Origin of the sequence: uncultured Parolsenella sp., assembly GCF_934660935.1 — a bacterium.
Classification (GTDB): Bacteria; Actinomycetota; Coriobacteriia; order Coriobacteriales; family Atopobiaceae; genus Parolsenella.
In genome coordinates this window covers 183,608-205,245 of sequence record NZ_CAKUIH010000001.1, presented here as the reverse complement: position 1 = coordinate 205,245, position 21,638 = coordinate 183,608, and the positions used below count along the sequence as shown (strand labels likewise).

Annotated in this window: 23 protein-coding genes; 20 read left to right on the top strand and 3 right to left on the bottom strand. The window is 59.4% G+C overall.

The window, feature by feature from the left end; all coding sequences use genetic code 11:
* The first annotated feature begins 49 nt into the window (after positions 1-49).
* The 15 genes from Q0H23_RS00960 to rsfS all read left to right on the top strand — a co-directional run bounded on the left by Q0H23_RS00960 (position 50) and on the right by rsfS (position 15,526).
* Positions 50-595, top strand: a complete 546-nt coding sequence (locus Q0H23_RS00960; RefSeq protein ID WP_293834715.1) for a peptidylprolyl isomerase — start codon at positions 50-52, stop codon at positions 593-595.
* A gap of 22 nt (positions 596-617) precedes the next feature.
* Positions 618-2,117 (top strand): tetratricopeptide repeat protein, encoded by a 1,500-nt coding sequence (locus Q0H23_RS00955; RefSeq protein ID WP_293814556.1) that lies wholly within the window; start codon positions 618-620, stop codon positions 2,115-2,117.
* A gap of 66 nt (positions 2,118-2,183) precedes the next feature.
* Positions 2,184-3,227, top strand: a complete 1,044-nt coding sequence (locus Q0H23_RS00950; protein ID WP_293814557.1) for a rod shape-determining protein — start codon at positions 2,184-2,186, stop codon at positions 3,225-3,227.
* Between the two features lie 10 nt (positions 3,228-3,237).
* Positions 3,238-4,245 (top strand): rod shape-determining protein MreC, encoded by a 1,008-nt coding sequence (mreC, locus tag Q0H23_RS00945; protein ID WP_293834713.1) that lies wholly within the window; start codon positions 3,238-3,240, stop codon positions 4,243-4,245.
* 9 nt (positions 4,246-4,254) lie between these two features.
* Positions 4,255-4,815, top strand: a complete 561-nt coding sequence (gene mreD, locus Q0H23_RS00940; RefSeq protein ID WP_293834711.1) for a rod shape-determining protein MreD — start codon at positions 4,255-4,257, stop codon at positions 4,813-4,815.
* A 3-nt stretch (positions 4,816-4,818) separates the two neighbouring features.
* Positions 4,819-6,855 carry a penicillin-binding protein 2 gene (mrdA, locus tag Q0H23_RS00935; RefSeq protein WP_293814560.1) on the top strand — a complete coding sequence of 679 codons (2,037 nt, stop codon included), beginning with the start codon at positions 4,819-4,821 and terminating at the stop codon, positions 6,853-6,855.
* Positions 6,856-6,866: 11 nt separating this feature from the next.
* Positions 6,867-8,084: an FtsW/RodA/SpoVE family cell cycle protein gene (locus tag Q0H23_RS00930; protein ID WP_293834709.1), complete on the top strand. Its 1,218-nt coding sequence runs from the start codon at positions 6,867-6,869 to the stop codon at positions 8,082-8,084.
* Between the two features lie 933 nt (positions 8,085-9,017).
* The gene (rplU, locus tag Q0H23_RS00925) at positions 9,018-9,374 is read left to right on the top strand and encodes a 50S ribosomal protein L21 (RefSeq protein ID WP_293814563.1); all 357 of its coding nucleotides are present in this window, start codon (positions 9,018-9,020) and stop codon (positions 9,372-9,374) included.
* Positions 9,375-9,416: 42 nt separating this feature from the next.
* On the top strand, positions 9,417-9,674 hold the full coding sequence (gene rpmA / locus Q0H23_RS00920) for a 50S ribosomal protein L27 (protein ID WP_293814564.1): 258 nt from the start codon (positions 9,417-9,419) through the stop codon (positions 9,672-9,674).
* 97 nt (positions 9,675-9,771) lie between these two features.
* Positions 9,772-11,310, top strand: coding sequence for a GTPase ObgE (obgE, locus tag Q0H23_RS00915; RefSeq protein WP_293814565.1), 1,539 nt, complete (start codon positions 9,772-9,774; stop codon positions 11,308-11,310).
* Between the two features lie 3 nt (positions 11,311-11,313).
* The gene (proB, locus tag Q0H23_RS00910) at positions 11,314-12,417 is read left to right on the top strand and encodes a glutamate 5-kinase (RefSeq protein ID WP_293814566.1); all 1,104 of its coding nucleotides are present in this window, start codon (positions 11,314-11,316) and stop codon (positions 12,415-12,417) included.
* Between the two features lie 36 nt (positions 12,418-12,453).
* Positions 12,454-13,725: a glutamate-5-semialdehyde dehydrogenase gene (locus Q0H23_RS00905; RefSeq protein WP_293834707.1), complete on the top strand. Its 1,272-nt coding sequence runs from the start codon at positions 12,454-12,456 to the stop codon at positions 13,723-13,725.
* Positions 13,725-14,480, top strand: a complete 756-nt coding sequence (nadD, locus tag Q0H23_RS00900) for a nicotinate-nucleotide adenylyltransferase (RefSeq protein ID WP_293814568.1) — start codon at positions 13,725-13,727, stop codon at positions 14,478-14,480. The genes Q0H23_RS00905 and nadD overlap by 1 nt, the downstream gene beginning before the upstream one ends.
* Complete coding sequence (yqeK, locus tag Q0H23_RS00895) at positions 14,477-15,151, top strand: bis(5'-nucleosyl)-tetraphosphatase (symmetrical) YqeK (RefSeq protein ID WP_293834705.1); 675 nt, start codon at positions 14,477-14,479, stop codon at positions 15,149-15,151. The genes nadD and yqeK overlap by 4 nt, the downstream gene beginning before the upstream one ends.
* 9 nt (positions 15,152-15,160) lie before the next feature.
* Entirely contained in the window at positions 15,161-15,526 is a 366-nt protein-coding gene (gene rsfS / locus Q0H23_RS00890; RefSeq protein WP_293834703.1) for a ribosome silencing factor, read from the top strand.
* On the opposite strand, the gene dinB is transcribed toward rsfS, so the two are convergent.
* The 3 genes from dinB to Q0H23_RS00875 form a co-directional block, all read right to left on the bottom strand.
* A complete protein-coding gene (gene dinB, locus Q0H23_RS00885) occupies positions 15,523-16,785 on the bottom strand; it encodes a DNA polymerase IV (RefSeq protein WP_293834701.1) in 1,263 nt (420 codons plus the stop codon). The genes rsfS and dinB overlap by 4 nt on opposite strands.
* 1 nt (position 16,786) lies before the next feature.
* On the bottom strand, positions 16,787-18,025 hold the full coding sequence (locus Q0H23_RS00880; RefSeq protein WP_293834699.1) for a HAMP domain-containing sensor histidine kinase: 1,239 nt from the start codon (positions 18,023-18,025) through the stop codon (positions 16,787-16,789).
* A 107-nt stretch (positions 18,026-18,132) separates the two neighbouring features.
* Positions 18,133-18,810: a response regulator transcription factor gene (locus tag Q0H23_RS00875; RefSeq protein WP_293834697.1), complete on the bottom strand. Its 678-nt coding sequence runs from the start codon at positions 18,808-18,810 to the stop codon at positions 18,133-18,135.
* Positions 18,811-19,061: 251 nt separating this feature from the next.
* Here Q0H23_RS00875 and rpsP point away from each other — a divergent pair, with 251 nt between their 5' ends.
* Genes rpsP through lepB form a run of 5 tightly spaced genes read left to right on the top strand, consistent with a single transcriptional unit; the run spans position 19,062 to position 21,584 of the window.
* Positions 19,062-19,418: a 30S ribosomal protein S16 gene (rpsP, locus tag Q0H23_RS00870; protein WP_293814574.1), complete on the top strand. Its 357-nt coding sequence runs from the start codon at positions 19,062-19,064 to the stop codon at positions 19,416-19,418.
* Positions 19,419-19,420: 2 nt separating this feature from the next.
* Positions 19,421-19,717 (top strand): KH domain-containing protein, encoded by a 297-nt coding sequence (locus Q0H23_RS00865; RefSeq protein WP_293814575.1) that lies wholly within the window; start codon positions 19,421-19,423, stop codon positions 19,715-19,717.
* 3 nt (positions 19,718-19,720) lie between these two features.
* Positions 19,721-20,257: a 16S rRNA processing protein RimM gene (locus Q0H23_RS00860; protein ID WP_293834695.1), complete on the top strand. Its 537-nt coding sequence runs from the start codon at positions 19,721-19,723 to the stop codon at positions 20,255-20,257.
* A gap of 1 nt (position 20,258) precedes the next feature.
* Positions 20,259-21,014, top strand: a complete 756-nt coding sequence (gene trmD / locus Q0H23_RS00855) for a tRNA (guanosine(37)-N1)-methyltransferase TrmD (protein WP_293834693.1) — start codon at positions 20,259-20,261, stop codon at positions 21,012-21,014.
* Positions 21,015-21,584 (top strand): signal peptidase I, encoded by a 570-nt coding sequence (gene lepB, locus Q0H23_RS00850; protein ID WP_293814578.1) that lies wholly within the window; start codon positions 21,015-21,017, stop codon positions 21,582-21,584.
* Positions 21,585-21,638 lie beyond the last annotated feature (54 nt).

Genomic DNA, 21,638 nt, shown 5'->3' with positions numbered 1-21,638 from the left:
TTGTTTGAATTCGCGCCATAAGGCGCGCGTCCACATGCATGGAGGCCACATGTTCGGTATGCCCGATCCCCTCTACACCCCCGAGTATGTCTGCGCTGGTGACGAGGTTGCTACCGTAGTCACTTCGAAGGGCACGATTCGTGTGCGTCTTGACGCCGAGGGTGCTCCCGTTCACGTAGCCAACTTCTGCGAGCTTGCCATGAGCGGCTATTATGACGGACTCAAGTTCCATCGCTATGTGCCCGGGTTTGTCATTCAGGGCGGCTGCCCCAACACCCGTGACATGACTTCTGACGAGGTCGCTCGCGGTATGCGTGGCCCTGATGGCCAGCCGGGTACCGGCGGCCCTGGCTATCGCATCGTTCATGAGTATGATACGAATCCCCGCAACAGCCATGACGACGGCGCGCTTGCGATGGCGCGCTCATCTAACCCGGATTCCGCTGGCTCGCAGTTCTATTTCTGCCTTGGTGCCCAGCACATGCTTGATAATGACTACACGGTTTTCGGCCAGACCATCGAGGGCCTCGATGTCATCGGCGCCCTGCGTGCGGGTGACGACATTGAGTCCATTCGCATTAGTCACGAGGCCTAGAACCCTAAGGGACGGATGACCTATGAATACCGAAGCTTTCAGGATTGCCAAGGAGTCTTATCAGCGTGGCGATTGGGCTGGAGCTGCCAGCGCCCTTGCGAACGCCAAGTCCTCCGGTGAGGCCTTTGGCGAGGCTGACCACCTTCGTGGCAATGCCCTTATGAAGCTCGGCCGTTATGCTGAGGCCGCGGCTGCGTATGCGGAGGCACTCTCTGACGCCGCATACGGCCATGTCGGCGCTCTTAACTGCAACCGTGGTCGTGCGCTTGTTGCCGCCGGTCAGGATGACGCGGCCCTGGCGTGCTTCCAGGCTGCGGTGTCTGACCCCAGCTATCCCACGCCGTACAAGGCGTATCTTGCCCTTGGTAAGCTGTTCGAGAAGCGCGGCCTCGTCGTTGAGGCTGCGAGTGCCTGGCGTTCTGCCGCGATTGACGAGCAGAATCCCGATCCGGCCCAGTCTCTCGTGAAGCTTGGTGCCTGCTTTATGCAGCTCACACGACCCAACGATGCCATTGATGCATATCGTACGGCCCTTGATTTTTCTACGAGTGCCAGCACGGGCGCCATCAACGCGGAGCTCGGCCAGGCCTACATGGCTTGCAACAAGATCTCAGAGGCCGCGGATGCGTTCAACCATGCGGCTGCGGATCCCAACTACACCCTTACGCCGGAGCAGCAGGTTGCCTTCTCTGCGGCTCAAAGGGCTCTCTCTGCCGCAGCGGGTTCTGGCCCCTCCGAGACCGATCAGATGCTCGCCAATGCCGGTTATGGCAACCAGGGCCTAGTTGGCGCGGACCAGTCTGGATCCCAGGCTGTCGTGAACCAGGGCTACTCTCAGGGCGCGGCATATGATCCACTGGATCCGATGGGCCGCTCCGGCGAGTTCATTCCGAGTCCTGAGGATACGGGTTTCTTCTCCGTCACGGAGGAGGACCTCATGAAGGCCGATCGCGACGATCGCAAGATGCGTCGCAAGCACAATCACCGCGGCCTCAAGGTGGTCCTTTTCATCCTCCTTCTTCTCGCCATTCTTGGTGGCGTTGGTGGCTTTGCCTACTATAAGGGCTACGGCTGGCCCACCCAGGAGGCCGTAGTTTCTGACATGTTTAGCGCCGGCGCTTCTGGCAGCGATATCGCTCCCTATCTTTCGAGCTCTATCTCCGATGATGCTCGTAAGGACATCGAGTCCATCATGCCCCGTGGTGCTACTTGCAGCGTTTCCGGTGTCGATCGCTCTATGGCCCAGAGCACGGTCCTCGTTAACGCCAGCCTCGCCTCGAGCGGTAACCAGTCTTATTCCGTCTCTCTCGCGCGCGATGGCTTGGGCTGGAAGGTAACGAGCGTTGAGCTCACCTTTGCTTCTCAGGGATCCAGCCCTGACGCTTCGAGCGGTTCGCTTGCGACCACCGTTAGTGACGGAGAGGTGGCTCCTGACGACTCAAGCGCCTCCACTGTCGCCGCTGCGTCTCCGGAGGCCTCGACGGAATCCGGCGCGGAGACCACTGAGGTGTCTGCCCAGTAAGCTTCTGGGTATTCTTGTAGCAATAGTCCGAGCGGCGAAGCTGCCGCCAAGTTAGGAATTGGTGCCATGTCGTTTTTTGACTCCATATTTGGCGAGTACGGTGGCGATCTTGCTATTGACCTCGGCACGGCAAACACGCTTGTCTCCGTGCGTGGAGAGGGCATTGTCATCAATGAGCCTTCCGTGGTCGCCATTGACCAGAGCGAAGAACGCGTCCTTGCCGTCGGTGCCGACGCTAAGCGTATGGTCGGCAGGACGCCCGGCTCCATCACGGCCATTCGACCGCTCAAGGACGGCGTTATTTCCGACTTCGATGTCACCGAGGTAATGCTTCGATACTTCATCGAGAAGGCGTCAACGCGTCGTTACCCCTGGAGTCCTCGTCCCCGCGTTGTCGTCTGCGTTCCCTCCGGTGTTACATCCGTTGAGAAGCGTGCCGTTTTTGAGGCCACTATTCAGGCGGGCGCTCGTCAGGCGTTCCTCATCGAGGAGCCGATGGCCGCCGCCATTGGGTCCAACCTGCCCATCGAGGACCCGACGGGCACCATGGTCGTCGATATCGGTGGTGGAACGACAGAGGTTGCCGTCATCGCTATGGGCGGCATTGTCGTCTCGCAGTCGATTCGCACTGCAGGCGACGAGTTCGACCAGGTCATTCTCGAGCATGTTCGTGATGCCTACAACCTTTCCATTGGTGAGCGCACGGCTGAGGATATTAAGATCAAGGTCGGTTCCGCGGCGCCTCTTAAGGAAGAGCTCGATGTTGAGGTTAACGGTCGTGACGTCATGAGCGGTCTGCCTAAGACCGTTCGTATTGAGTCCGAGGAGATTCGTCGGGCGCTTGATGCCCCTCTTGACCAGGTCACGAAGGCTGTCAAGGATGCTCTTGACGTTACTCCGCCTGATCTCGCGAGCGATCTTATGTACTACGGAATTATGCTTACCGGTGGCGGTGGCATGCTCCGCGGTCTTGATCAGCGCCTTCGCGAGGAGACTGGTGTTCCCGTTAACGTGAGCCCCACTGCCCTCGAGAATGTCGTTCTTGGTTGCGCGAAGGTCCTTGAGGCCAATGCTCTGTCCGGCGGTTTCGTGCAGAGCTCTGGTAAGTAGGGAATTGCCGATGGCTCAGCGCTTTTCTGCCCCCAGCTCATCTCTTGGGCGCGGGTCCTCCTCGGGGGTCCCGCGCTCGCTTGTTGTCCTTACCGTCGTGTCGCTCCTCATGTTTGTCGTCGGAGCGCGCGAGGGTGATAGCGGTGTGCTTCATGGGATTCGTGGCGTTTTCCAGGCCGTGGCTTCGCCCGTGCGCGTTGTGGGCTCATTCGCCGCCTCTCCCGTCTCCGGTATCGGCAACGTCGTTGGCAATCTTACTGCAGACTCCGAGACACTTTCGGAGCTACGGGACGAGAATGAGCAGCTCAAGGCCCAGGTGGCCAAGCTGTCAGAGTATGAGCAGCAGGCGAACACCCTGACGGAGCTTCTCCAGCTTAGGAACGAGTACAGCCTGACATCCACCGCGGCTCGCGTCATTGCCCAGTCGAGCGACTCGTGGACTTCAACCATCACCATAGACAAGGGGTCGACCTCTGGCATCGCCGTCGGCATGCCCGTTACAAGCTCTACGGGTGTGATTGGCCAGGTCAGCGAATGCGGCCCTTCGACGGCGGTTGTCCGCCTTATCACCGATGAATCCTCTGGGGTTTCCTGCATGGTTCAGTCGAGCCGCGCGCAAGGTCAGCTTGTCGGGTCGGCGGATGGGACCCTTCGTCTGACGCTTGTTCGCTCCGATCAGCAGGTGGCCACTGGAGACACGATCATCACAAGTGGCCTGGGTGGCGTTTATCCTCGTGGTCTGCCCGTTGGCACGGTTACAAACGTAACCAAGTCTTCTGGCGCTCTCTATTACGATATTTCTGTCGACCCCCTGTGTACTGTTTCAAGCCTAGAAGAGGTCCTCGTCATTACCTCGATTAACGATGACCAGCAGGCGAGTGCGGAGGATACGGCGTCGGCTAACGACCAGGATAAGGCGGTTGCCTCTACTTCCGCCACCACGGCGTCTGCCACAACAAGTTCTTCCGCAAATAGTGATGACGGTTCTAGCACTGACGGCGATTCGAGTGGGGAATAGGGGGTAAGCATGATCGTCAACGATTCTGGTAAGAACAAGCGTCTAGCCATCATCCTTGCCATCGTCCTCGCTATTCTCCAGATAGGCTTCGTACCCAACGTTGCCCTCCTCGGGGGTCGCGCCAATCTCGCCCTCGTTCTCGTTGCTTGCGTGTGCCTTGGGGGTAGCGTCAAGATGGCCCCCGTGGTCGGCTTTGCTTCTGGTGCCTTCTATGACCTCGCAGGATCGGGTCCCATTGGGCTCATGGCCCTCATTCTTACCATCGTGGGGTTTGGTCTTGCGGCTATGGGTCGTAGCCGCGTTGCCGATGACCTGGTCGCGTCAATCACGTTGTTCATTCCCGTGACGCTGCTCGTGAATGTCGTTTATGGCATCATCATTCTCATTGTTGGTCAGTCGAGCTCTCTCGTCGACGCACTTTTCTTTCGCGCGCTGCCTGGGTCCGTTCTCGACGTGCTCGCCTTCTTTATCGTCGCGGTCATCCTGTCTCGCTCGAGTGCTCCCGCCTCTGGCTTCGGTAAGGGCAAGAGCTCTCGTCGCGGCGCGCGATTTTCCACGAAGGGTCTGTAGACGATGACCTCGGCTACTTTTGCTCTCATTTTCATAGTCATCATTGCCGCTGCCGTAGCGGTCGTGCTCGTCTTGCTCCTGCACTCCGGTTCCTCCTCCCTTAAGTTTGACATCGGTGGCCAGGCGCCGCGTGCGGCCGGCGGTAATGACGCCAGCCCCGATAAGATGTTCAAGCGCCGTCTCATTGGCCTGGGCATCTTCTCTGGGGGCGTTATCGGCGCTCTGCTCGCGCGTCTATGGTCCATGCAGATTGTCGGGTCCGACGACTACTCGCGTCAGGCGGAGTCGAACCGCACGCGCACGGTCACCTCGTTCGCGCCCCGCGGGCGCATCCTAGATCGCAACGGCGTCGAGCTCGTTACCAATCGTCCGAGCCTCACCGTCTGTGCCCATGCCGAGGTCGCGGACGACGCCATCGAGCTCAACCTGCTCGCAGCCGTCCTCGGCATGCCCTCGATGGCAGCCAAGCGAAGGGCTACGGACTCTTCGCAGAGCGCTCAGAGCGCGCGAACCATATGCATCGACGTTCCTCGTACTACCGTTGCTTATATCCAGGAGCATGCGGACGTTTTCCCTAACGTTACCGTTGAGCAGCGCACTCAGCGCTCTTATCCGCAGGGCGAGGTTTGTTGTCACCTACTTGGGTATACCGGCACCGTGACGGAGGACCAGATCAACGCCTCCAAGACCTCGAATGCTGGTATCACGTACGAGTCCGGCGACACCACCGGCCAGGCTGGCGTCGAGTACCAGTACGAGGAGGTGCTCCAGGGAGTCCGCGGCGAGCAGACAGTCTACGTTGATGTTCACGGCAACGTGACCGACTACTCCACCTCCGTCCCGGCGGAGGCGGGTAGCGACATCATGCTGACCATCGACGTCGACGTGCAGCGCATGGCCGAGGAATCGCTCGCCAGGATTATCAAAAAGCAGCGCGATGGGGGTATCGAGAGCTGCAAGTCCGGAGCCGCCTGCGTGGTCGACGTTACCAACGGCGAGGTTATCGCCATGGCAAGTGCTCCCACTTTCAAGCCCGAGCTGTTCGTGGGCGGTATCTCCCAGGACGACTGGGACGCGCTCTCTGCCGACGAAGCGGCGAATCCCCTCATGAACCGCGCGGTTGCTGGTCAGTTCGTCGCCGCCTCCACCATCAAGCCGCTCACGACGTTCGCCGCTCTTGACTACGGTGTCGCAAACACCGGCTCGAGCTACGTCTGCAGTGGCTGGTGGACGGGCTTCGGCGAGGCTAGTGGCAAGTGGTGCTGGGACCACGACGGCCATGGGGCGATCGACTTGAGGAATGGCATCACTTACTCCTGCGACGTCGTCTTTTACGAGATCGCGAAGGCCTTCTACAACCTTGACGAGGGCAAGCAGGACGGAATGCAGGAGACCTTCCGCAAGTGGGGTCTCGGCTCGCAGACGGGAATCGACCTTCCCAGTGAGGCATCCGGGCGCGTACCCGACGCGGAGTGGAAGTGGAACTACTTCACGAGCTGGTCCGACGCGGATCGAAAGTGGAACGGCGGCGACTACACGAACATCGCCATCGGCCAGGGTGACATCCTCGTCACGCCTCTCCAGATGTGCTGTGCCTACATGGGCATCGCCAACGGCGGCACCATCTGGACCCCGCATGTCCTCAAGAGCGTTCTCGGCCGCGGCGACACCTCTTCAGCGCGCGACTACACGCCCAAGGTCCACCTCGAGCCCAGCGAGCCGCAGGCGAGCTTCGACCTCGTGCACTCGGGTCTCGAGGGCGTCATTTACGAGGAGAGCGAGTCGATGACGGCCCACTTCACCAATATGACCACCCGCGTTGCGGGCAAGACCGGCACGGGTGAGCATGGCAACGAGGAGCCTACGGGCTGGTTCTGCTGTTACGCCCCCGCGGATAACCCGAAGTACGCTGTCTCCGCCGTCATCGACAACGGCGGCTACGGTTCGGTCTCCGCGATGTACGTCTGCCGAGACATACTCGGCCAGCTCTTTGGAGAGCCCGATACTAATACGACAGAAGTCAGCGACGGAACTAGGTAGAGGAGGGAAAGATGGCTCAGAATTCTGCTGGTGGCGTTGGCTTTGGCTCTATCGTCTCGTCTCTATTTGGAGGTGACGCCGGCAAAAAGCCGGGGGCTGCGCACGCGCGCATGCCAGGCAAGGGCGGCATTCTCTCCGAGGTCTATTGGGCTAACCTAATTCCCGCACTTCTGCTCATTGCCTACGGGCTCGTGGTCGTTTGGAGTGCGTCCCTATCCAATGCTTACGCCTCTCTGCCGAGACAGGCTGTTGGAGCCGTACTTGGTCTTGTCGCGGCTGCATTCGTGTGGCGCTACGACTATCGAGCCTTGGCAAATATGAGCACGTGGCTTCTTGTGATTGACGTCGTCCTCATGCTGTCCCCGCGTATCCCCGGACTAGCGAGCGCTGCTAACGGCATGACCGGATGGGTTAAGTTGGGTCCCTTGCGCTTCCAGCCGTCAGAAATTGGCAAGCTCGTCACCATCTTCCTCATGGCATCTCTTGCCGCGCAGTATAACGGGCGCATCAAGGAGCTTCGAGATTACGTGAAGCTTTGCGGCACGCTGCTTGTTCCCTTTGCCGCGATTATGGCGCAGCCTGACCTTGGAACGGGCCTCATCATCGTCGTGACGGGGGCTGCGATCATCATCTGTGCCGGAGCGAAGCGGGAATGGGTTCTCGTCACGCTCGCGATGTTCGTCGCGGCGTGCACGCTCATCGTGTTCTGCTCTATCAACTTCCAATTCCCGCTCAAGCAGTACCAGCTCAACCGCCTACTCGTCTTTGCTGACTCGAGCCTGGAGTCCACGAGCGCGGGCTACAACCTTCAGCAGGCAAAAATCGCCGTTGGATCCGGTGGGCTCTTTGGTAAGGGCGTTGGAGCGGCTACTCAATCTGCTGGTGGCTTTCTTCCGGAGAACCATACTGACTTTATCTTCGCCCGTCTTGCTGAGGAGTTCGGATTTGTCGGCGCAGTTGCGCTCCTCGCCCTCTATGCCTGGCTCATCTATTCGGCCCTTGCCCTTGCGATGCGCGTCGATGCCCCGTTTGCGAAGCTAGTGCTTACCGGGGTCATTGCCATGTGGAGCTATCAGTTGCTTCAGAACGTTGGCATGTGCATTGGCATCATGCCAATCACCGGTATCCCGCTGCCATTCGTTAGCTATGGATCCACTTCTATGGTTATTCAGGTTGCTTCGGTGGGCATCGTGCAGTCCGTCTACCTGCACCGTACGAAGTCGGCCTAAGGAGGGCGTCTTTTGGCAAAGGTCTCAGACATTCCATTTGGCGCCGTTAGGCAGGTTGTTGATGGCGCCCGTGCCGCCGAGAATTCTCGTCGGTCTTGTGTTCGCGTGTCCATCGAGCTGGAGGAGGGGGCTCCGTCCGAACTCGTATGCTCGCTGCGCGACGCCCTTATGCCCCAGACTGCGACTGGGCTCGTTCACGTCGAGGTGGTGCGTCCCGGTGCCCCTGTTCGTGTTAACCCGGATTGTGACCTCGCCATTGTTGTCTCTGGTACTTCCGGGATTGCCGCGGAGGTCTCAAGGGCGTTCACCTCGATGGCGGTGCCGTGCGCCATAGTCGTCGAGACAAGCGTCGAGGCACCCGAACCCCATGAGGTTTCAGGCGCCGCTCTCATCGCTGCCACGTCGCCCGATGCTATGCTCGAGAAACTGGCGACCTGGATGGCGGAAGCGTGTCACGCGGACATCGCCCTCGCGACTAACTTCCCGTTTGTCCGTCATGCCGTCTCGCTCGCTTGCGTTTCGAGGCGCTGCGCCCAAAATGCGGCTATTTCGATTCTGCCCTTGAGTGGCGGCGCAGAAATGCCGCTGCTCACCGCCAACCAGGCTCTTATGGCGCTAGACGTTGCCAGCGCTCACGGCTGCGGCGTCAGTTCCGGGCGGGTCGCAGACATTGCATTCGTCGTGGCGAGCGCTTTCGCTTGTCGAGGTATAGCTCGTTATTTGAGTAAGAATCTTCCCGGTTTGGGCTTTCTCGTTCGTCCCACCGTCGCCTTTGGAGGCACCGCCGCCGTCGGACGGGCGCTTATCGTTAGATATGAGGCGGAGAAAGCGTGGAAAGCCCGTCAACAACCGCATTTTTGTCGTTGACGGTACCTATTTCCTAGCGTATTATTTCCAACTGTTGCACTCACCACAGCAATGAAGGGCTCTCACATGTACGCAATCATCACGACTGGTGGCAAGCAGTATAAGGTTGCCAAGGGCGACGTCTTCGACGTCGAGAAGCTTGATGCGCAGCCTGGCGACGAGGTCAAGCTCGACGTTCTGATGCTCAATGACGGTAAGACGGTCCTCGTCGACTCCGCCAAGCTTGCCAAGAAGAAGGTTACCTGCAAGGTTGTCGACCAGCACAAGGGCGCCAAGCAGCTCGTCTTCAAGTTCCAGAAGCGCAAGCGCCACTCTGTCAAGAAGGGTCACCGTCAGAACCTCACTCGTCTTGAGGTCTGCAGCATGCCCCGCATCACCTCGACGGCCAAGAAGGCCGCCACGACCGAGGACGCCGCCGAGTAACGCGCGTTCCCTTAGTTTCGACTAGATAGGCAGGTACCATCAATGGCACACAAGAAGGGTCAGGCTAGCTCCCGTAACGGTCGCGATTCTGCGGCTCAGCGCCTTGGCACCAAGGTCTTCGGCGGCCAGTCCATCAAGACCGGTCAGATTATCGTTCGTCAGCGCGGTACGCACATCACGCCGGGCGAGAATGTCGGTCGCGGCAAGGACGACACCCTGTTCGCCCTCACCGACGGCACCGTCGAGTTTGTGAAGGGCGCCAAGCACCGCGTGCACGTGCGTCCGGCTCAGGAGGCTTAAGGGCTTCCTCGACCCAGTTTGGGCAGCAAAGGACCCTCGGCCTCTATCGCCGGGGGTCCTTTTTCGTAAGCTTCAATTCCAGTTTGGAAGGGATCGCATGTCCCAGTTCACCGACATTTCACGCATTAACGTAAAGGGTGGCGACGGCGGAGCCGGCTGCATGTCATTCCGTCGTGAGGCGTTCGTTCCCAAGGGCGGTCCTGATGGGGGAGACGGCGGTCGCGGCGGGGATGTCATTCTCGAGTGCGATCCTCAGCTTTCCTCTCTTATCGACTATCGCTTCAAGCACCATTTCCGTGCGGAGCGCGGCACCCATGGCCAGGGAGCCAGGCGTCACGGCAAGGATGGTGAGGACCTGATTCTCAAGGTTCCCTGTGGCACCGTTGTGCGCGAGCTTGATCCTGAGACCATGGAGCCCCTGTATGAGATCGCGGACCTCACTCGTCCTGGCGAGCGCACCGTTGTTGGCCCTGGCGGCACTGGCGGTAAGGGCAACATCCACTTTGTGACGTCCGTGCGCAGGGCTCCCGCATTCGCTGAGAAGGGCGAGCCAGCCTTCGAGCACTGGATCGAGCTCGAGATGAAGCTTATGGCTGATGCCGCGCTTGTCGGCATGCCAAGCGTGGGCAAGTCCTCCCTCATTGCTCGCATGAGCGCGGCTCGTCCCAAGGTGGCGGACTATCCGTTCACGACGCTTATCCCCAACCTTGGTGTCGTTAAGGCCGGCGAGGCCGGTTCCTTTGTCGTCGCAGACGTTCCTGGCCTTATTGAGGGCGCCAGCGAAGGCAAGGGCCTTGGGCATGAGTTCCTCAGGCACATCGAGCGCACAGCATTGATCATGCATGTCGTCGACCTTACGGGCGGCTATGAGGGCCGTGACGCCGTAGAGGACTATGAGGTCATCAATCGCGAGCTCGCAGCCTATGCACCCGAGCTTGCCGAGCGGCCCCAGGTCGTCGTCGCTAACAAGTGCGATATGCCTGGAACGAGTGAGGCCCTCGCTGCGCTACGCGGTCGCGTCGCGGCGGACGGTCACCCTTTCTTTGCCGTCTCCGCCGTGACGGGCGCGGGCATCGATGCGCTTGAAAGCACTGTCGCTGACCTCGTTTCTGGTCTTCGTGCCGACCGCGAGGTAGAGCAGGGTCCGGTCCGTGACGAGGTCTTCAGCGAGAAGAGAACTCGCCGCGAGAATGCCATCAAGGTGGAGAACCTCGGTGGCGGCGTCTGGCGAGTTCGCGGCACCGCCGTCGAGCGCATGGTCATCAAGACCGACTGGGACAACGAGGAGGCCATTGCCTACCTCCAGCATCGCTTCGATCGCATGGGCCTCGATGACATGCTCGCGAAGGCGGGCGTCAAGTCTGGCGACACCGTTCGAATCCTCGGCTATGACCTTGATTACTCGCAGGATGATGTTGATGCGTATGCCGAGCTTCGCGAGGATGAACCTCAGCTTGTGTTCGACGGCGACTGGGACGATGACGTGCTGACGGTCGGCGAGCTTTCTGCTGGCTGCGAAGGCCTCGGCGAGCTTGACGCTGACACATCGTTCGATGGCGCTTCGTCTGTCGAGGACGATTCCGATGAGACTTCGTTTGTTGGTGCGCCCTCTTCCGATGCTGCTGAGGAGGAGTAGTCCTTGTCCCTGATCGTATTTAAGGTTGGCTCGTCGACCCTTATGGGCTCGGATAACGAGCTTGATCTCGCCTTCGTGCGTTCCCTCTGCTCTCAGATGGGGGAGCTTCGCAGGGCGGGTAACCAAGTCGTTCTCGTCTCGAGCGGCGCCGCCGCCGTCGGGCGCTCCCTCCTTGGCTTTACCGAGCGTCCTGGAGACATCCCGACCCTTCAGGCCTGTGCCGCCGCGGGCCAGACGAAGCTCATCGAGCGCTATGCCGAGGTTCTTGCCGAGGACGGAATCAAGTGTGCGCAGGTCCTTCTCACCCGCGGTGACGTGGTGGATAGGACGGGTTATCTCAATGCGAGGAACACCTTCGAGCGTCTCCTTGACCTGGGCGTCATTCCCATCGTGAACGAGAATGATACCGTCAGCGTTCGCGAGTTCTCCTTTGGTGACAACGACATGCTTGGCGCCATCGTCGCGTCGCTTATCGACGCGGACCTTTACGTCATCCTTTCGGATATCGATGGCCTGTACACCGCTAACCCCGACACGCATCCTGACGCCAAGCTCATCGATCGCGTCGAGCGTGTCAGCTCGAAGATCGTTGCGATGGCGGGCGGCGCTGGCTCGAGCTACGGGACCGGCGGCATGGCCACTAAGATTCGAGCCGGCCGCGCGATGATAGCCGCCGGCATTCCCATGGTTATCTGCAAGGGCAGGGAAGAGGGCGCGCTCCTTTCCGCTGTCGCCGGGACTGGTCGCCACACTCGGTTCGAGGGCCCGGCCAGCATGGGCCATGAGCAGGCACGTAAGCTCTGGATTGGCCTTGCGGGCCTTTCTCGTGGCTCTATTACGGTCGATGATGGTGCTGTGTATGCGCTCGAGAGGGATGGCGCCTCGCTTCTTCCCGTGGGCGTTACCGGGGTCGATGGAACCTTTGACGCTGGAGACACCGTCAACGTGCTCGATTCCAAGGGTCAGCTCATCGCTCGTGGCATCACGCGTTACTCCTCGGATGACATTTGGCGTATTCACGGCCTCAGGCTTGAGGTCATAAAGCGCTTTTGGCCCGACCGTGACGACTGTCCCGTCATCCACAGGGACGAGCTCCTCGTCTTCTAATCTCGATTTCACGCGCGTACGACTGAAGGGAACGATATGTCCGAGGCAATCGATAAGGCCCGCGCCGCACATGACGCTTCCGTCGTGCTTGCCCAGGCAAGCGCCTCACTGCGCAGCAAGGCGATTCTTGCAGCAGCAAATGCCGTGAGCGAGTCTAGGTCCGCCATTCTCGAGGCCAACGGCCGCGATATGGAACGTGGTAGCAAAGCCGGCATGCCGGGCCCTCTGCTTGATCGCCTGATGCTTGATGACGCTCGCCTCGACGGCATTGTTGCCGGCATGCGAGAAGTTGCCTCCCAAGCTGACCCTATCGGCGAGGTTGTTGGCGGCAGGACGCTTGCCTCCGGCATTCGCCTCACTCAGGTTCGCGTGCCCCTCGGCGTCGTCGCTATGGTGTACGAGGCTAGGCCCAACGTCACTGCCGACGCCATCTGTCTTGCGCTGCGTTCTGGCAATGCCGTGGTCCTCCGTGGCGGTTCCGCGGCTCATGATTCCTGCGAGGCTATTGCCCAGGCCTGTCGCGATGGCATTGCGTCCGCCGGACTTCCTCGAGACTGTGCGTGCATCATCGACTCTTCGGATCGAGCCGAGACGCGTGAACTTATGCATGCCAATGGGCTCGTTGACGTCCTCATTCCGCGCGGCGGTCACTCACTCATTCGCACTTGCGTTGAGCGGGCGACCGTCCCGGTGATCCAGACGGGCGAGGGCAATTGCCACGTCTACGTCCACACTTCCGCCGATCTTGACATGGCGATTTCTATTATTGAAAACGCAAAGACCCAGAGGCCTGGTGTCTGCAATGCAATCGAGACGGTGCTTGTCGACGAGGACGTTGCGGGCGAGTTCCTGCCGCGCCTCGTGAGTGCTTGTCGCAATTGGGGCGTCATGGTTCATGGTGACGAGGCCGCTCTGGCCGCGTGCGTCGAGAATGGCCTTAGTGAGAGCTCTGAGTACGTTGCGGCCACAGAGGATGATTGGGCGCGTGAGTACGATTCGCTCGATCTTGCCGTTCACGTCGTTCCCGATCTCGACGCAGCAATCGAGCACATCAATCGATTTGGTACTCAGCACTCTGAGTGCATCGTGGCTCGTGACGTTACTGCGGCGGAGGCATTCCTCGCGCGCGTTGATGCCGCTGCGGTCTATGTAAATGCCAGCACGCGCTTCACTGACGGTGGCATGTTTGGCCTCGGCGCTGAGATTGGCATTTCGACCCAAAAGCTGCATGCCCGTGGCCCCATGGGAGCGTTTGCCCTTACGACGACCAAGTGCCTACTTCGTGGCGATGGCCAGGTGCGTGCCTAATGTCTGCAGGCAAGGAAGCTCTTCCTGGTGATGTTGCCGCCAAGCTTGTCTCGGATCTTCCTGCGCTGGGGAGGGATTCCTCGCGCACGTATCGCCTTGGCGTTATGGGCGGTACGTTCGATCCCATCCACAATGGGCACCTTGTCGCCGCCGAGCAGGCGGCCCATGACCTCAACCTCGACCTCGTCGTGTTCGTGCCAGCCGGAAGTCCTGCGTTTAAGCAAGACAGGCATGTTTCGAGCGCGGAGGATCGTCACGCCATGACGCTGCTTGCAACTGCGGATAATCCTCGCTTTCTCGTGAGCAGACTTGAGGTTGATAGGCCCGGCATTACCTACACCGTAGATACTCTGGAGCTATTGAGGAATCACTATCCCAATAACGTGGAGATCTATTTCATCACGGGCGCGGATGCCATCAGTGACATCCTGAGCTGGCATGATGCCGATCGCATCGCGTCCCTTGCGCATTTGGTCGGCGCTACTCGCCCTGGTTATGATCTCGAGCACGCGAGGGCGAGCCTCGCGAAATCCGGGATCCGCTTCCTGGTGCATTATCTTGAGGTTCCAGCGCTTGCGATTTCTTCGAGCGATCTTCGCGCTCGAGTTGCGGCGGGCCAGTCGCTTCGCTACCTGACGAGTGATTCCGTCGTCGGCTATATCGAAAAGCGCCACCTGTATGACGCGGCGCGAGCACCATACGTGGCACCTGATGCCTTGGGTCTCATGGGTGGCATGAGCACGGAGGGCGCATGAGCAAGAAGAACGACTGCAAGCTATGGAAAGGTCTGGACGTTTCCTGGCTCCCAAAGAAGCTTCCGGCGTACAGTGATGCCGAGGTCGTCGCCATCGACAGCTACGAGGCGGCGCTTGCGAAGCAACTCGAAAAGAAGCCCAAGCGCTTCTCGCATTCTCTCTCGGTAGGTCTTGTCGCCGAACGGCTCGCTATCGCCTATGGCATCGACCCGTATTCGGCCAGAGTGGCCGGCATTCTCCATGACTGGTCTAAGGGACTTCCGAAGAATGAGCTCTTGGATAGGGCCTCTGCCCTCGGAATTGACCTTGGCGTTGACTATTCGCTTGTCGAACCGGTTCTGCACGGAATGGTCGCCGCTCGAGAGCTTCCCGGCATCTTCCCTGAACTCACGAGTGAGGTTTTGCAGGCAATCGAGCGTCATACGCTTGGAGACTCGCATATGAGCCCCCTCGACATGCTCATTTTCGTCGCTGATGGCATAGAGCCGTTCCGCAAGAACGCCCCCGCGATAGCCTCGCAGCGAAGTCATGCGGGTTCGACATCCCTTCCTGATCTTTTCTGGGAGAGCTTCGCAGACGGAGTCTCCTACGTCATAGACACGAGGCGCTACCTCTATCCTGGAACTCTCAACATCTACAACGAGCTCGTGCTTTCGCGCGCAGCCAACTAAAGGAGATTCATGTCGACTGACTTTGATTCACACGACCTCGTTACTGTCGCAGTTTCCGCCGCCGACGCGAAGAAGGCCGATGACATCGTTGCCATCGATCTTGTCGGCATCTCTGACGTATGCGATGCCGTCGTCATCTGCACCGGTGCAAACGCCCGTCTTGCGGACTCCGTAGTCGACGAGGTCGAGGAGCGCATTCGCGCCGCCTTTGGCCTTAGTCCCATCTCAATCGAGGGAAGGGCCGATGGCCGCTGGATTCTTATGGACTACGGCACGGTTATCGTGCACGTCTTCTCTCCCGAGGCAAGGGACTATTACCGTATCGAGCATCTTTGGGGAGATGCGCCGCGCTTTGAACTCGCCTTGGAGGACTAGTCAACCTCTTTGTGCTGGGGCTGCGTGTTCGTTGTGGCTCCTTTGAGTTTCATTTCTCTTCCAAAGGCCACCGCTTCGTCGCCAAATCGCTCTTTGAGAGCGTCCGTTGCCTCGTGGAGCTTCCGCATCGCAGACTTGCGGCGCTCAACCTCAGGGTCCTCGAACAGGTCAAGCTGTCGGGGGCCCTGTTCCATGAAGTTGGACATGCCCACCCCCAGGAGGCGAACGGGGTCGCCTTCGCTCCAGAGCTGCTCTAGCAGTTCTCGTGCGACGGGAGACATTGCGCTTTCGTCATCCGTCGGCTCCGATAGCTTCGACTGGGCGGAGCGCGAGCTTAGGGCAGTATTCTTGATCTTAACCGTGAGGGTTGAGCCCGCGAGGCCCTTTCTTCTCAGCCTCCTTGCCACCATTGCGCAAAGTGCGTCGAGTGAGGGAAGGATCTCATCCTCCCTCGTCAGGTCTGCTGCGAAGGTCCTTTCGTTCGAGATGGACTTGGGGTCTTCTTCAACAGCGCGTTCGCCAACTCGGGAGCGTTCGGCTCCCGCGGCACGCTCGCGGAGCGTTACTCCCAGAGATCCGAGCTCCCGTTCGAGCAGAGAGGGGTCTGCGACGGCGAGCTGGCCAAGTGTCTTGATTCCCATGCGGATGAGCTTCGCCTCGCCCGATGGGCCAATTCCGCTCATTGAACGCACGGGTAGGGGAGCGAGGAATCCCGCCTCCGTACCTGGAAGCACAACGGTGAGTCCCCGGGGCTTCTCCATTTCCGAGGCTATTTTTGCCACGGTCTTGCAGACACCTATGCCTATGGAGCACGTGACTCCAAGGGAGGCCACGCGCTTCTGAATGCGCCTACAGATGTCGATGGGGCTTTCCTTGGAATAGCGTCCTGGCGTTATGTCGAAGAACGCCTCGTCGATCGAGACTTGCTCCACCAACGGAGTCTCGTCCACGAGGATATCCATGACGAGATTGCTGACCTCGCGATATCGCGAGAAACTTCCGTGCGTCCAAATGGCGTTTGGGCAGAGGCGCCGTGCTGTCGCCGCGGGCATGGCAGAATGAACGCCATATTGCCTTGCCTCGTATGAGGCCGTCGAAACCACCCCACGGCGATCGGCGTCGCCGCCTACGATGACGGGCTTGCCCCGCCATTCGGGATGGTCAAGCTGTTCCACACTCGCAAAGAAGGCGTCAAGGTCGAGGAGGCCAATCGCGGGGCCGTTCCAGGGGACTGAGAGGGCTTTTGCGGCAGGCTCCATATCAGGCCCTTTCGTTAATCGGCAGCTTCACATAGAAGCTCGTGCCTTGTACGTCGTCGCTCGTCGCCCATATTTTGCCACCATGTGACTCCGCAATGCCCTTCGCGATTGCCAGGCCAAGGCCATACCCTCCCGTTGACCTCGCGCGGGCTTTGTCTGATCGCCAGAAGCGGTCGAATACGCGGGGCAGGTCTTCTTCGGGAATGGGCTCGCCTTCGTTCGTCGCGATAAAGAGGGCATGCGAGCCGTTCTTTTCAAGCGTTACTTTGATCCGGGTGCCGCGTGCCGCATATTTGCAAGCGTTGTCGATGAGCGTCTTTAGCAGGCGGTCGAGTTGATCTTGGTCTCCCAGGACCGAAATGCCGTCGACGACATTCGTTTCGATTTCGCAGCCGCGTTCGTAGGCGACGGCATCGAATTGCAGGGCATCCCCCTCGACAAGCGAACTTAGGTCGACGGGGGCATTCGCCCTTGCATTGCTTGTGCCGTTTTCGGTTCTTGCGAGTTCGAGAAGCTCTTCCACGAGGCCGCGCATGCGTTCCGCCTCGTCTGACGCCCCCTCTATCCAGCGCCGAGACTCTTCTGGGATTTTTGACTCGTCGCTCTTGAGGATTTGGGTGTTCGCCAGGATAACCGCCAGCGGCGTTTTGAGCTCGTGGGATGCGTCCGCGACGAATTGTCTCTGCTGCTCCCAGGCGCGCTCTACGGGTTTAAGTGCCCAGCGCGAAAGGAGTAAGGCTATGAGAACGATTGCGACGATGCCTCCAGCCCCTAGCTCGAGAGACCTTACGAGCTGGCTCGAAATCTCCGCGTCAACGCTCGAGGTGTCTGCGATGGCGATTCTCCATCCGAATTTGGAGGAGTTCATTCGCCAGCTTATGTGGTTGGTTTTGTCCTTGCCGGATGTTTGGCCAGATTCCAAAGCGTTGGCGACAGTTTCCCTGAGTAGGTCCGCGTCAATCGACACCTGCTCCTGATTGGTTCCCAGAACGAGGCCGCCCGATGCTATGTCAACCCAGATGACGGGAAGTCGGTCCATGCCCATCGGCTCATTGGATCCAGCTCCGGCATCAAAACCGGTGCGCTCTTGCAGGGCGCCCGCGAGCGAATGATCCACAAGCGTATTCAGGGAGGCTTCCGAGCTCATATACGTGAGGGCTACCATGCATAGGAATACCGCCCCCACGAGGCCAACAATGATAGCGACGAGACGTATGCGAAGCCGCTTTAGCATGGGCATGGGCTATCCTATCGATTCCTCCCGTTGGGAGCGTTCTGCGCAGTTGCCCGCGCTTGGCAAGAAGTGCAGGGACGCACGATCGAACACTCGCCGAGGCTATCTCCGTTTTAGGCTTCCGTGACCTCAAGTCTATAGCCAAGCATGCGGAGCGTCGTGATCTGAACCGGGCTTTTTACATGGGAGATCTTCTTTCTCAGGAAGCTCACGTAAGCTTCGACGGAGTTCTCGCTCGTTTCGCCATCGGTTCCCCATACGCTCGTGAGGAGATCCTGCTTTGACACGATTCTGCCAGGCGTGCTCATGAGCAGGCGCATTACCTCGAATTCCTTTTGAGAAAGGTGAACGTGGCGTTCGTTTGAAGACAGTTCGTGCGTGTTGAGGTCTAGTTTGAGGTCAGCAAATGTGAGCTCGTTGATAATCACTTCGCCCTGGCGACGGGTTAAGGCGCGCGTGCGCGCGAGTAACTCCGCAGTTTCGAACGGCTTCGTCATATAGTCATCGGCACCAAGATTGAGGCCGTCGACCTTATCGGTGGTCGAGGTCCTTGCTGTCAGCATCATGATGGGCAGGGAATTGCCTTCGCTGCGGAGTTCCTTGACGATCCCGAATCCATCGAGCCCAGGAAGCATGACGTCAAGAATCGCGGCGTCGTAGTTGCCGCTTCGAGCGTAGGTCAGGCCGCTCCTGCCGTCATAGGCGGCGTCAGTGTGATAGCCGTCGCCTTCGAGAATATGGCAGATGGCGTCTGCGAGGTTTCTCTCGTCTTCCACAACAAGGATGTTCATTCTGGCCCCTTTCGCAATTAGACTCATTCTATGAATGAGGCTGAAGCGAGCCTGAAGCTTCCTGAAAGCCTGGCGAGCGTCACGCAATCCTCACGTATCGCCTTCGATGGGGGCCAGACGGCGCCCGGTTGCCTAAAACCCATGATTCCACTACAAACTTCCTGCACTTTGTCGTATTATCAGAAACCGCTTGTTTGGTTTTGCGACGCCACGCCAACTCTGCTCGCGTCGCACGTAAGGAGGAGTTACCTTTGGCAGTCAAGATCCGCCTGGCCCGTTTCGGTGCCAAGAAGCGCCCGTACTACCGTGTCGTCGTCGCCGATAGCCGCATGCCGCGTGACGGCCGTCACATCGAGGAGGTCGGCCGCTTCAACCCGCTGACCACCCCGAAGACCATCACCCTCGATCTTGAGAAGATCGACGAGTGGGTTGCCAAGGGTGCCCAGCCCTCCAGCGCCGTCGCCCACCTCATCGACATCGTTCGCGCCGGCGACGTTGCCCCTGAGAAGAAGGTCAAGAAGTCCAAGAAGCAGATCGCCAAGGACGCCGCTGCCGCCGAGGCCGCCGCTGAGGCTGCTGCTGCCGCTGAGGCCGAGAACGCCGAGTAGCCATGGATGCCGAGACTCAGCCGTTCGAGGAGGCCCAGGCGGCCTCTGAGGAGCTGCCGAGCGACCGCATCGCCGATCTTGTCGAGCTCATCGTTTGCGGTCTCGTCGATGACGAGGACGCGGTTTCTCTTGACGTTACCGACCGTGAGGACGGCACGCTCATCGAAATCGAGTGCGCAGCAGATGATGCCGGCAAGGTCATTGGCCGGCACGGTCGTCAGATCAAGGCCATTCGAACCATTGCTCGTGCCCTTGGACAGCGTGTTGGCACGTCTGTCGACGTCGAGGTTCTTGGCTAGATCGTGGCAGCCGGATATAGGCTCATAGCCCGTGTCGCAAAAGCGCACGGGACAAAGGGGGAGGTCGTTGCGGTTCCCGCGAGCGGCCTTCCTCCTGTTTTGGACGAGGGACTCCGCGTCGCTATCGTGCCTCCGGCCCTTAAGGGTTCGAGATGGCATGTCGTGAGCGACGTGGAGACCTCGCCCACAGGTCAGCTTGTCTCTTTATCGGGTATCAACGATCTAGGAGCCGCCCGTGAGCTCGCTGGCAAGTGGATTCTTGCCTCCGAGGCTGACCTTCCCGCGGACTTTGCCGTCCATGATTCTTATCAGCTCATGGGGCGTCTCGTTGTTGACGAACGTCTCGGCGAGCTCGGACGCATCACCGAGGTGATGGCCGGTCCTGCGAATGACGTATGGGTCGTCGATGGCGAGCACGGGGAAACTCTCATTCCCGTTGTGGAAGAGATGATTGTTGATTTCGAGCCGGGTGATACGCCCATTGGCGTTTCTATCCCCGCCGGTCTCGCGCCCTGGGATACGGGCGAGGGGAGGAATTAGCGTGCTAATCGAAACCCTCTCCGTATTTCCGGGCGTCTTTGACGCTTACCTTGGCGCCTCGATCATGGGACGGGCCCAAAAGAAGGGCATTTTCGAGTTCCGAGCCCATGATCTTCGCGATTGGACACACGACCGCCATCGTACGGTCGATGATGCGCCATTTGGCGGTGGCCAGGGCATGCTCATGAAGCCCGCGCCGATATTCGAAGCCGTTAACGCCATTAAGACTGCTGACGCTCGTCCCGCGCGGGTCATCTTCTTCACGCCTGTCGGCACTCCATTCACGCAGCGAGAGGCCGAGCGTCTCTCCCATGAGGATCGTCTTCTCTTCGTGTGCGGGCGTTATGAGGGCATGGATGAGCGCGTGTATTCGCTTGCCGACGAGACTCTCTCCCTCGGTGATTACGTTTTGACTGGCGGAGAACTTCCCGCCATGGTCGTTACGGACGCGATTGTGCGCCTTCTTCCCGGGGCCCTCGGAGACGAGATGAGCCCGCAAGACGAATCCTTCTCGGATGACGGCCTTCTCGAATATGCTCAATACACCCGCCCCGCGGATTATGATGGTATGACTGTGCCCGAAGTGCTTCTCTCCGGTGACCACGCGCGCGTGAACGCATGGAGGCGCAGGAATGCACTCGAGCGTACGGCGATGTTGAGGCCCGATCTTCTTGAATCGGCCAATATCACTGATGACGAGCGCGAGTTCGCGCGTGGGATTATGTTGCAAGTCGAGCCAGAAGGGGAAGCCGAGTAGATGCCACGCGCAGCTCACGGAAATAGCAACGCAGCTAGGGACTTCATCGAGCTCGTGGCCTTTGCGGGCCTTGCTCTCGTTGTCGCCCTGCTGGTTCGAGCGTACGTGGCGGAGCCCTTCATCATCCCCTCCGCCTCCATGACGGACACTCTTATGGTCGGAGACCGTCTGGTGGGGGAGAAGCTCACCTATCGCAGCTCTTCGCCTCAGGCTGGCGATATCGTCACTTTTAAGGATCCTGATGACCCTTCTCTCACGCTTATCAAGCGCGTCATCGCCACGGAGGGGCAGACCGTCAACCTCGTAGACGGGAAGGTCTACGTTGATGGCATCGAGCTTTCTGAGGATTATACGGACGGAAAGCCTAGCTATCCTTTGCCTGGATTTTCTTCCTTGCTTTCTAGCGCCATCACGTATCCCTATACGGTGCCCGCGGGTCATATTTGGGTTATGGGCGATAATCGAACCAACTCGCAGGATTCGCGTTACTTTGGAGCGATTCCTGTTTCCAACGTTACGTCAAAGGCCGTCTTCGTCTTTTGGCCTCCAGAGCATGTTGGTACCATCTAGCAGTTGTGGCACGTATCGGGCGAAAGCCCCGTTTATCAAGGAAGGTAGGAGAGG